The organism is Pseudomonas sp. PA-4-8C (genome assembly GCF_021606625.1).
Taxonomy (GTDB): domain Bacteria; phylum Pseudomonadota; class Gammaproteobacteria; order Pseudomonadales; family Pseudomonadaceae; genus Aquipseudomonas; species Aquipseudomonas lactis.
Window position 1 is genome coordinate 1 of record NZ_WKCD01000220.1, and the last position, 9,574, is coordinate 9,574.

8 protein-coding genes and 3 pseudogenes are annotated in these 9,574 nt (G+C 61.3%); 5 read left to right on the plus strand and 6 right to left on the minus strand.

All coding sequences use genetic code 11. From position 1 onward, the window contains the following. Together GIW04_RS31560 and GIW04_RS31565 are read right to left on the minus strand one after the other, a co-directional pair. The coding region (locus tag GIW04_RS31560; protein ID WP_442962805.1) for a methyl-accepting chemotaxis protein at positions 1–703 on the minus strand (703 nt) is incomplete at its 3' end. Positions 704–853: 150 nt separating this feature from the next. Then, a pseudogene (locus GIW04_RS31565) lies at positions 854–2,095 on the minus strand (PDC sensor domain-containing protein); the annotation flags it as partial. 229 nt (positions 2,096–2,324) lie between these two features. Between GIW04_RS31565 and GIW04_RS23310 the strand changes: the two are divergent. From GIW04_RS23310 to GIW04_RS31575, 3 genes and pseudogenes are all read left to right on the plus strand, one after another. Next, positions 2,325–3,644, plus strand: a complete 1,320-nt coding sequence (locus tag GIW04_RS23310; RefSeq protein WP_161793214.1) for a Na+/H+ antiporter family protein — start codon at positions 2,325–2,327, stop codon at positions 3,642–3,644. 166 nt (positions 3,645–3,810) lie between these two features. After that, positions 3,811–4,632: pseudogene (locus GIW04_RS31570) on the plus strand (cache domain-containing protein); the annotation flags it as partial. A 102-nt stretch (positions 4,633–4,734) separates the two neighbouring features. Continuing rightward, a complete protein-coding gene (locus GIW04_RS31575) occupies positions 4,735–5,490 on the plus strand; it encodes a methyl-accepting chemotaxis protein (RefSeq protein WP_370004746.1) in 756 nt (251 codons plus the stop codon). A 23-nt stretch (positions 5,491–5,513) separates the two neighbouring features. On the opposite strand, the gene trhP is transcribed toward GIW04_RS31575, so the two are convergent. Next, positions 5,514–6,827 (minus strand): prephenate-dependent tRNA uridine(34) hydroxylase TrhP, encoded by a 1,314-nt coding sequence (gene trhP, locus GIW04_RS23325; protein WP_120249141.1) that lies wholly within the window; start codon positions 6,825–6,827, stop codon positions 5,514–5,516. Between the two features lie 172 nt (positions 6,828–6,999). Here trhP and GIW04_RS23330 point away from each other — a divergent pair, with 172 nt between their 5' ends. Further along, a complete protein-coding gene (locus tag GIW04_RS23330; RefSeq protein ID WP_003190281.1) occupies positions 7,000–8,067 on the plus strand; it encodes an AI-2E family transporter in 1,068 nt (355 codons plus the stop codon). A gap of 3 nt (positions 8,068–8,070) precedes the next feature. Here GIW04_RS23330 and GIW04_RS23335 read toward each other — a convergent pair whose 3' ends face one another. From GIW04_RS23335 to GIW04_RS23345, 3 genes are all read right to left on the minus strand, one after another. Then, positions 8,071–8,253 carry a hypothetical protein gene (locus GIW04_RS23335; protein WP_003190283.1) on the minus strand — a complete coding sequence of 61 codons (183 nt, stop codon included), beginning with the start codon at positions 8,251–8,253 and terminating at the stop codon, positions 8,071–8,073. Positions 8,254–8,344: 91 nt separating this feature from the next. Beyond that, positions 8,345–8,539 carry a hypothetical protein gene (locus GIW04_RS23340; protein ID WP_003190284.1) on the minus strand — a complete coding sequence of 65 codons (195 nt, stop codon included), beginning with the start codon at positions 8,537–8,539 and terminating at the stop codon, positions 8,345–8,347. 234 nt (positions 8,540–8,773) lie between these two features. Then, on the minus strand, positions 8,774–9,148 hold the full coding sequence (locus GIW04_RS23345; RefSeq protein WP_120249140.1) for a hypothetical protein: 375 nt from the start codon (positions 9,146–9,148) through the stop codon (positions 8,774–8,776). 156 nt (positions 9,149–9,304) lie between these two features. Between GIW04_RS23345 and GIW04_RS23350 the strand changes: the two are divergent. Then, positions 9,305–9,574, plus strand: a pseudogene (locus tag GIW04_RS23350) (shikimate 5-dehydrogenase); the annotation flags it as partial.

Genomic DNA, 9,574 nt, shown 5'->3' on the forward strand with positions numbered 1-9,574 from the left:
ACGCCTGGCTCACCCGTGCCGATTCATTCGCCTGTTCCGACAGCGACTCGGTCACATCGCGAATAGTCGCCACGTTGTTGTTGATTTCCTCGGCGACGGCACTTTGCTCTTCGGCGGCGCTTGCGATCTGCAGGTTCATGTCGCTGATCACCGTGACGGCATCACCAATCTGGCGCAGGGCCGTCACGGCTTGCCCGACCTGTTCGACACTGCCCTGGGCCTGGCGATAGCTGTTGCCCATGGAGCCGACCACGTCGCTGGTACCGGTTTGCAATTGTTCGATCACCAGGCGGGTTTCTTCCACCGATTCCTGGGTGCGCCGCGCCAGGTTACGCACTTCGTCGGCGACCACGGCAAAACCGCGGCCGGCTTCACCGGCGCGAGCGGCTTCGATGGCGGCGTTGAGCGCCAACAGGTTGGTCTGCTCGGCGATGCCGCGAATCACTTCGAGCACCGAGCCGATCTGTTCGCTGTTGGCGGCCAAGCCTTCTACCTGGGCCATGGCAGTGCTCATGTCGGCGGCGAGCTCGCCAATGTTGGCGGTGGTGCGGTCGATAACCGTCAAGCCTTGACGAGTCGCCTGGTCGGCATCCCGGGCGGCTTGGGCCGCTTGTGCGGCGCTGCGGGCCACGTCCTGGGCGGTGGCGCTCATTTCGTGGGATGCGGTGGCCACCTGGTCCACCTGGCGGTACTGCTGCTCCATGCCGGCGCTGGTTTGCGTGGCAATGGCTGCGGATTGGTCGGCGGTGCCGCGGGCGTCCTGCACCGAGCGTTTGACCTCGGCAATGATCGGCTGCAGCTTGTCGAGGAAGCGGTTGAACCAGCCGGCCAATTGGCCCAGTTCATCCTGTTTGGCATAGGCCAGGCGCCGGGTCAGGTCGCCTTCGCCGCTGGCAATGTCTTCAAGCATGTGCGCCACGCCAAGGATTGGCCGGGTCACGCTGCGCGCCATCAGCCACACCAGGATCAAGCCGACCACGGCGGCTAGCAGGCCCAGGCCCAGTTCCAGCAAGGTGCCTTTGGCGTTGTCGGCGTCCAGCTGGTTTTTCAGCGCTTCGGCGGGGGCGACCAGGACTTGTTCCGGTACATCCAGCAATACGCCCCACGCCTTACCGCCGGGAATCGGCGCAAAAGGCGCTAGTACCTTGAGTTGATGGTCGGTGCGCAGGCTGTGGGTCTGGGTACTGCTGGCCAAGGCACTGGTCAACTGTGCGCCGCTGGCCGGGTCGACCTGCTCCAGGCGTTGGCTGAGTTTGCTGGCATCCGGGCTGTAGCCGGCCAGTAAGCCGGTCGGGCTGAGGATGCTGACCTGGGTCTGGCCGTCGTACAGTTTCCCGCTGGCCTGTTGGCTGACCGCCTGCAGGCTGTTGAGGTTGATATCCACCGACAGCGAGGCGATGACTTTGCCATTGACCATCAGCGGGAACACGATGCTGGTCATCAGCACGTTCTGGCCGTCGATCACATAGAAGTAGGGCTCGATCACGCAGGGTTTGAGAGTCGTGCGCGGGCAGGTGAACCAGGCGTTGGCTTTTTCGCCGCTGGGGCCGATGGAGGTGTCGGCCATGTCGCTCTCGGGCAGCGCCATCGAGGTGATTTTCCCCGGTGTCGGTTGCGACCAGTACAGCGCGAAACGGCCTTTGTCATTGCTGCCCAGTTCCGCCTGGTTGGCGAACAGTTCGTCTTTGCCGTCCAGCGCATTGGCTTCGAACACCAGGGACAGGCCGAGCAGGTCTGGGTTGGCCTGCAGGGCGGCCTTGACCTGGCGCGTCAGGTCTTCACGGGTGTCGAAGGCATCGAGAAAGCGCTTCTCGGCCTGTTCGCGCAAAAACAGCACCTGGCGGGAAAAGCCATGGCCGTACTGGTAGGCATCCATGAACTGCTGGCGAATGCCCAGCGCCTGCACTTCGCCTTGGGCTTCAATGCGCGACTGGGCGGCTTCGTCGAGCATCTGCATGCTGGACGCCTTGACCTGCTGCGAGCTCTGCGCCATGCGATACAGCGACAGACCCACCAGCAGGGTCACGATCCCCAGCAGGCACAGGCCCGCCAGCAGGGTGATTTTCCATTGAATGGAGAGCTGCCTGACCGACATCGGGACATCCTTACCTGAAAGCACATAGAGACAGCGTATCGGCCAGTGCCTGTAATTCTTTATCTGTGCAGAGGGCTTTGCCTCACCACAGTTTTTGACATGACAGCCCAGCTCCTGCAAAGTGCGCGCCCTCTAATAAGACCTCTTTCAAGCCTGCACGCCGGCAGCTGTTCCCATGGGCCGCGCGCGGGCATGCCTGTCTTTTTTGTTTCTGCTTGAGGTAACCATGATTAACGCAGTCATCGCCGCGGTCGGCACCATGCTGGTACTCAGCCTGTCCCGCGTGCATGTGGTCATCGCCATTATCGTCGGCGCCCTGGTGGGTGGCTTGACCGGTGGCCTGGGTATCGAGGCCACGCTCAAGGCCTTCAACGGCGGGCTGGGCGGCGGCGCAACCGTGGCCTTGTCCTACGCATTGCTCGGGGCTTTCGCCGTGGCGATTGCCAAGTCCGGGCTGGCCCATGCCCTGGCGGACAAAGCCTTGCTGCTGGTGGACCGCCAGGACGCCAGCGGTGGCAACCACGTCAAATGGCTGCTGATCGGCCTGTTGTGGGTGGTGGCGATTGCCTCGCAGAACATCTTGCCGATCCACATTGCGTTTATTCCGCTGCTGGTACCGCCGCTGTTGTATGTGCTGACCAAGCTGCAACTGGACCGTCGCCTGATCGCCTGTGTGATGACCTTCGGCCTGATCACCCCGTACATGTTTCTGCCGGTGGGCTTTGGCAATATCTTCCTCAATCAGATCCTGCTGGCCAACGTCGCCAAGAGCGGGGTGGATATCAGCGGGGTGAATGTCACCCACGCCATGGGCCTGCCGGCGCTGGGCATGGTGGTCGGCCTGCTGGTGGCGGTGTTGATCAGCTACCGCAAAAAGCGTGTGTACGACCTGAAGAAAATCGAGCGTGTCGAGCAAGTGGCGGTGCAGTACAACCCGCTGACCCTGCTGGTGGCCGGTCTGGCGATTGCCTCGGCGTTCATCATCCAGTTGTGGCTGGACTCGATGATCATCGGTGCCCTGGCCGGCTTCCTGATCTTCTCGGTGTCGGGCATCGTGCGCTGGCGCGACACCGATGACCTGTTCACCGAAGGCATGAAGATGATGGCGATGATCGGCTTCATCATGATCGCGTCCTCAGGCTTTGCCGAAGTGCTCAAGGCCACCGGTGACGTGAACTCGCTGGTGCAGGCCTCGGCAGCGTTCATCGGCCATAGCCGGGGCGTTGGCGCGTTGTTGATGCTGCTGGTGGGGTTGTTGGTGACCATGGGCATCGGCTCGTCGTTTTCCACGGTGCCGATCCTCGCGGCGATTTTCGTGCCGCTGTGTGTGCAGTTGGGCTTCAGCCCGGTGGCCATCGTGTGCATCGTTGGTACCGCCGGTGCCTTGGGCGACGCCGGTTCGCCCGCCTCGGACTCTACCCTCGGGCCCACCTCCGGCCTGAATATCGACGGCCAGCACCACCACATCTGGGACACCGTGGTGCCGACCTTCCTGCACTACAACCTGCCGCTGCTGGCGTTCGGCTGGCTGGCCGCGATGACGCTCTGACGAGGTTCCTGTAGGAGCGAGCTTGCTCGCGAAAAGCGTCAACGATAACGCGGGCAACCTGGCACCCCGCAGTGCTCTCAGGTTCTTCGCGAGCAAGCTCGCTCCTACAGAAATCGCTCACATGGCCGTTAACCTCTCAAGTCGCCACTAACAAGAGAGAAAAGCCATGCGTCTGAGTTTGAAGGCCAAAGTCCTGGCCCTTGCTGTCGTGCCGGTGTTGTTGTTTGCCGTGGTCATCAGCCTGACCACCGTGTGGATTCTGCAGGGCCAGGCCCGCAACGAAGTGGATGAAACCCGCCAGCGCCTGCTCAACGACGCCAAGGCCACCCTGCAAGGTTATGTCGAGGTGGCCATGACCACCATCAAGCCGCTCTACGACGCGGCAGCCCCCGGCGACAGCGTGGCGCGGGCGCAGGTGGTCAAGTTGTTATCCAATACCAGCTACGGCAAAGACGGCTATTTCTTCGGCTACGACTCCGAAACCATCCGCCTGTTCAAGGGCAACAGCCCGGACGGAGTGGGCAAAAGCTTCAAGGACAACCGCGACCCTAACGGCGTCTACGTCAACCGCGACCTGGTCAAGGTCGGCAAGGACGGCACCCACTACCTGCAATACAGTTCGACCCAGCCCGGCCAGACCGAACTGGTGCCCAAGCTCGGCTATACCGAGTACCTGCCCAAGTGGGACATGGTGATCGGCACCTCGGTGAACCTCGATGGCATCGACGCCCAGGTGGCGGTGGTGCAGGCTAAAGTCGAGACACGCATGCAAGGCGTGCTGCTGAGCATCCTCGGTGTGGCCGTGGTGGTGTTGCTGGTGATCGCCGCCGTGGGCATGTTGCTAGCCAATACCATCTTGCGTCCGCTGCACCTGATGAAAGCCAACCTCGATGACATCGCGGCGGGTGAAGGCGACCTGACCCGCCGCCTGGCCATCACCAGCCAGGATGAACTCGGCGACCTGGCCGGTGCATTCAACCGCTTTGTCGATAAAATCCACGGCCTGGTGCGCCAGATCACTGACATGACCGCTCAGCTCACCGGGTTGGTGAGCCAGGTGTCCGACCAGGCCCAGCGCTCCGAGCAGGCCATGGAACGCCAGCGCCACGAGACCGACCAGGTGGCCACCGCGATCAACCAGATGTCCTCGGCTGCCCACGAAGTGGCACGCAGTGCCCAGGGCGCCGCCGTTGCTGCGCAGCAGACCGACGCCGAAGGCCAGGCAGCCAAGCGTGTAGTGGACGGCAGCATCGCGCAGATCCATGCGCTGGTGAACGACATCCGCAGCAGCGGCGTGTCCTTGGACAGCCTGCAGCAGGATGTGTCGTCTATCGTCAGCGTGCTCGGCGTGATCCGCTCCATCGCCGAACAAACCAACCTGTTGGCGCTCAACGCTGCCATCGAAGCCGCACGGGCCGGGGAGGCCGGGCGTGGCTTTGCCGTGGTCGCCGATGAAGTGCGTGCCCTGGCCAGTCGCACCCAAACCAGCACCCAGGAAATCCAGGGCATGATCGACCGCCTGCAAAAAGGCACCGAGGCGGCCGTGGACGCAATGCGCCGCTCCAGCGATGCTGGCGACGGCACCTCGGCCCAGGCCAACCAAGCCGGTGCGTCCCTGGACACCATGGCGCAGCTGATTGGCACCATCAACTCAATGAACGCCCAGATCGCCAGCGCCGCCGAAGAGCAGACCGCCGTGGCAGAAGAGATCAACCGCAGCGTGCATCAGATTGCCGTAGCGGTAGACAGCGTGGCGGATGAAACCCAACTGGGCGCCCAGACGTCTCGCAGCCTGGCCGACCTGGGCCAGCGCCTCGGGCAGTTGGTGGGCCAGTTCAGGATCTGATCCATTCAACCCCATGGCAGGGTTTAAACGTCGCGCATCAGCAAGCCAAAACGCAGGTCCATCTGCGCCGGAATCGGCACATACACCGTATGCCCGTCCCCCGGCGCCACCTCGATGCTTTCGCCCTTAGCGTTATGCAGGCTCGGCAAGTCAAAGTGAAAATTGCTGGCGGGCGTCATCAACTCCAGGTGGTCGCCCAGTGCAAAGCGATTCTTCACCTTCACCTCGGCCAACGCGCCACGACGCTCGCCGGTCAGTTCCCCGACAAACTGCTGGCGTTCGGAAACCGAGCTGCCGTTCTGGTAGTTCTGGTATTCGTCGTGCACGTGGCGGCGCAGGAAACCTTCTGTGTAGCCACGCTGGGCCAGTGATTCGAGGTTGGTCATCAAGCCGCGGTCAAACGCGCGCCCGGCCACTGCGTCATCGATGGCCTGGCGGTACACCTGGGTGGTGCGCGCGCAGTAGAAGTGCGATTTGGTGCGGCCTTCGATCTTTAACGAATGCACGCCCATCTGTGCCAGGCGCTCCACATGCTGCACGGCTCGCAGGTCCTTGGCGTTCATGATGTAGGTGCCGTGTTCGTCTTCGAAGGCGGGCATGGGTTCATCGGGGCGATTGGTTTCTTGTAGCAGGAACACCTGATCGGTGGGCGTGCCGATGCCCAATGTGGGTTGATATTCATGGACGATATCCCCCGTGACATTCTCCACTGCCGGCGTGGCCTGGTATTTCCAGCGGCAGGCATTGGTGCAACTGCCCTGGTTGGCATCGCGCTTGTTCATATAGCCCGACAGCAGGCACCGCCCGGAATAGGCCATGCACAAGGCGCCATGTACAAACACCTCCAACTCTATGGCCGGCACCTGCTGGCGGATTTCGCCGATCTCTTCCAGGGACAGCTCCCGCGACAGAATCACCCTGCAAATGCCTTGTTGCTGCCAGAACGCCACGCTGGCCCAGTTCACCGTATTGGCCTGTACCGACAGGTGGATTGGCATCTGCGGGAAGTGCTCGTGCACCAGCATGATCAACCCCGGGTCGGACATGATCAGCGCATCCGGGCCCATAGCGATCACGGGCGCAAGGTCTTTGAGGAAGGTCTTGAGCTTGGCGTTGTGCGGCGCAATGTTCACCACCACGTAAAAGCGCTTGCCCTGGTCATGGGCTTCCTGGATGCCGAGGGCCAGGTTGGCGTGGTCGAACTCGTTATTACGCACCCGCAGGCTGTAGCGCGGCTGGCCGGCATAGACCGCGTCGGCACCGTAGGCGAAGGCGTAGCGCATGTTTTTCAGGGTGCCGGCGGGAGCGAGCAGTTCGGGGGCAGTTATCGGGCGCATGGGTGTGGGTCGCAAAAAGGCGCGAGGGTAGTGCTGGAGCGATAACGGGATATTGACCCAGGTCTAAATAACGCGATCTATGCTTGTTCGATAAACCAGGGCACTCCCGCGTCTGGCTGCGGACTAAGCAACAGGGCCGCCATCGGCCCTGTTTTTCTGACATGGACCGGACATGAATCAAACCAACCTGCAATTCAAGACCCTGTTGCTGCTACTGGCCTTGGTCACCGTGGCTTTTATCTGGATATTGCTGCCGTTCTACGGTGCGGTGTTCTGGGCGGTGATCCTGGGCATTATCTTTGCGCCGATGCAGCGCCGCCTGCAGCAGCGTTTTAGCTGGAATCGCAACCTGACCTCCCTGACCACCTTGACGGTGTGCCTGGTGATCGCGATTCTGCCGGTGATCATCACCAGTGCTTTGCTGGTGCAAGAGGGGGCCACCCTCTACAAAAACATCGAGAGCGGCAAGCTCGATGTGGCGGGTTATATCGAGCAATTCAAGAACGTTCTACCGCCGTATTTCCAGCAGTTGCTCGACCGCTTCGGCATGGGCAATCTCGAAGGGCTGCGGGAAAAGGTCGTCAAGGGCGCGATGCAGGGCAGTCAGTTCTTTGCCTCCCAGGCGTTCAGCTTCGGCCAGGGTACGTTTGATTTCCTGGTGAGCTTTTTCATCATGCTGTACCTGCTGTTTTTCCTGCTGCGCGACGGCCCGGAACTGGTACGCAAGGTGCGCACAGCCGTACCCTTGGCCGAGCCGCAAAAGCGTCGCCTGCAACTCAAGTTCAACCGCGTGGTGCGCGCTACGGTCAAGGGCAACGTGCTGGTGGCCGTGACCCAGGGTGCGCTGGGTGGCTTGATCTTCTGGTTCCTGGACATCCCCAGTGCCTTGCTCTGGGCCGTGCTGATGGCGTTCCTGTCCCTGCTGCCTGCGGTGGGTGCCGGGCTGGTCTGGGGGCCGGTGGCAGTTTATTTCCTGTTGAGCGGTTCGATCTGGCAGGGTGTGGTGCTGGGGCTGTTCGGCGTGTTTGTGATCGGCCTGGTGGACAACGTGCTGCGCCCGATCCTGGTGGGCAAGGACACCAAGATGCCCGACTACCTGATCCTGATCTCGACCTTGGGCGGCCTGTCGGTGTTCGGCCTTAACGGCTTTGTGATCGGGCCGCTGGTGGCAGCGTTGTTCATGTCGTGCTGGGCGTTGTTCGTCGAAACCAAGCCGCGGGTCAAGCTGCCGCTGCCGTAACGTTCAGGCTTCTAGCCTGAAGTCGGTTGCCATCCGGCGTTGTGTTTCTGCATCCGATAACGAGGTGAGCGGGCCGCTGATCGGCTCGCCATCGCGCACCACATACCAGCAGGCGAGCAAGCCCAGTTTGCGCAGCGGGGCGGGGACGGCGCTACCAATGACGGACATGATTTGAACAGTGGGCATAAGTACCTCCAAACGTTATGGAGGTCACCTTACGGTTTGCTGGCGCCTGGGAAAAATCACCTGGCTCGATAGTCGACATCAATGTCAGGCGTTAATCCACCACCTGGTCGAGCATGTTCACCACTTCGTGCTCACTGAGCAGGCCCTTGCGCACCAGGTTTTCTGCCAACAATGCCAGGAACTTGGCGCTGCGATGGCCTTCCAGGTGCTTGAGTTCGGTCAAGGCGCTGTAGACCTTGCTGGAAGTGCAAAGGCCGGCGGTGCGGTGCGGGTTTTGTGTGGGCATGGTCAATCGTCCTTAATTGTTATTGGCTGGACTGAGTCGATAGTGCGACTGTTTTGTGACGCAAACATGACAGCGCAGCCCGCAATCGATCAAGAGGATATTTGACGCTTATGATGTGGGATTGGCGCTCGTGCGTTGTTCTCACAGCGACACTGGCAGGATAAATCCGGACTTCCCAGGCAAAAAAAGGCCCCGCGTGTGGGCGAGGCCTGTGGCTGTCAACAGGGTTAAACCTTACCAGCCATGGCGGTAGTAACCGTGAGGCGGGCCGTAGTAGCCGCGAGGTGGCCCATAATAACCGCGCGGTGGGCCGTAATAGACGGGCGCCGGGCGGTAGTAAACCTGCTGTTGCACATACACCGGTGGCGGTGGCGCGTAGTAGACCGGCGGCGGCGCGGCATACACCGGCGGCGGCTGCACATACACCGGTTGTTGTACGTACACCTCACGCGGCTGGCTGGCAACCACAGAGCCGACTACCGCTGCGCCGACAAGCGCACCGAACACGGCCGGGCCGCCCCAACCACCACCGTGGGCGGAGGCTTGGCCGGCCATCGCGAGTGCGCCGATAAGCAAGGCGATCCTGGGAAGTTTACGCATGATGGTCATTCCTCAATTAGCCCCTGCGCTTGTGGTCTGCAATCAATAGACTCAAGGATTGTCGCGGGGATACTTTTAAGACAACGTATTTCGAGAAAACAGCACCGCCAATGGGTAAAGGTTGTGTAAGGTCTGTACCGATTTGCTTACTTCAAGGAGTTATCCATGCAGATGCACCCCAACAAGGACACCCAACTGTGCATGTCACTGTCGGCGCGCCCTGGGAACTTTGGCCTGCGTTTTCATAACCACCTGTATGAACAGTTGGGATGGAATTTTTACTATAAAGCCTTCAGCAGCCAGGACTTGCCAGGCGCGATCGGCGGTATCAGCGCCCCGGGGGTGAGCGGTTGCGGGGTGGCCATGGCGGTCAAGGACTGCCGCTTATACACATCTGACGGTGCCGACGAAGGCAGGCGAGTGAGTTTCTTTTCA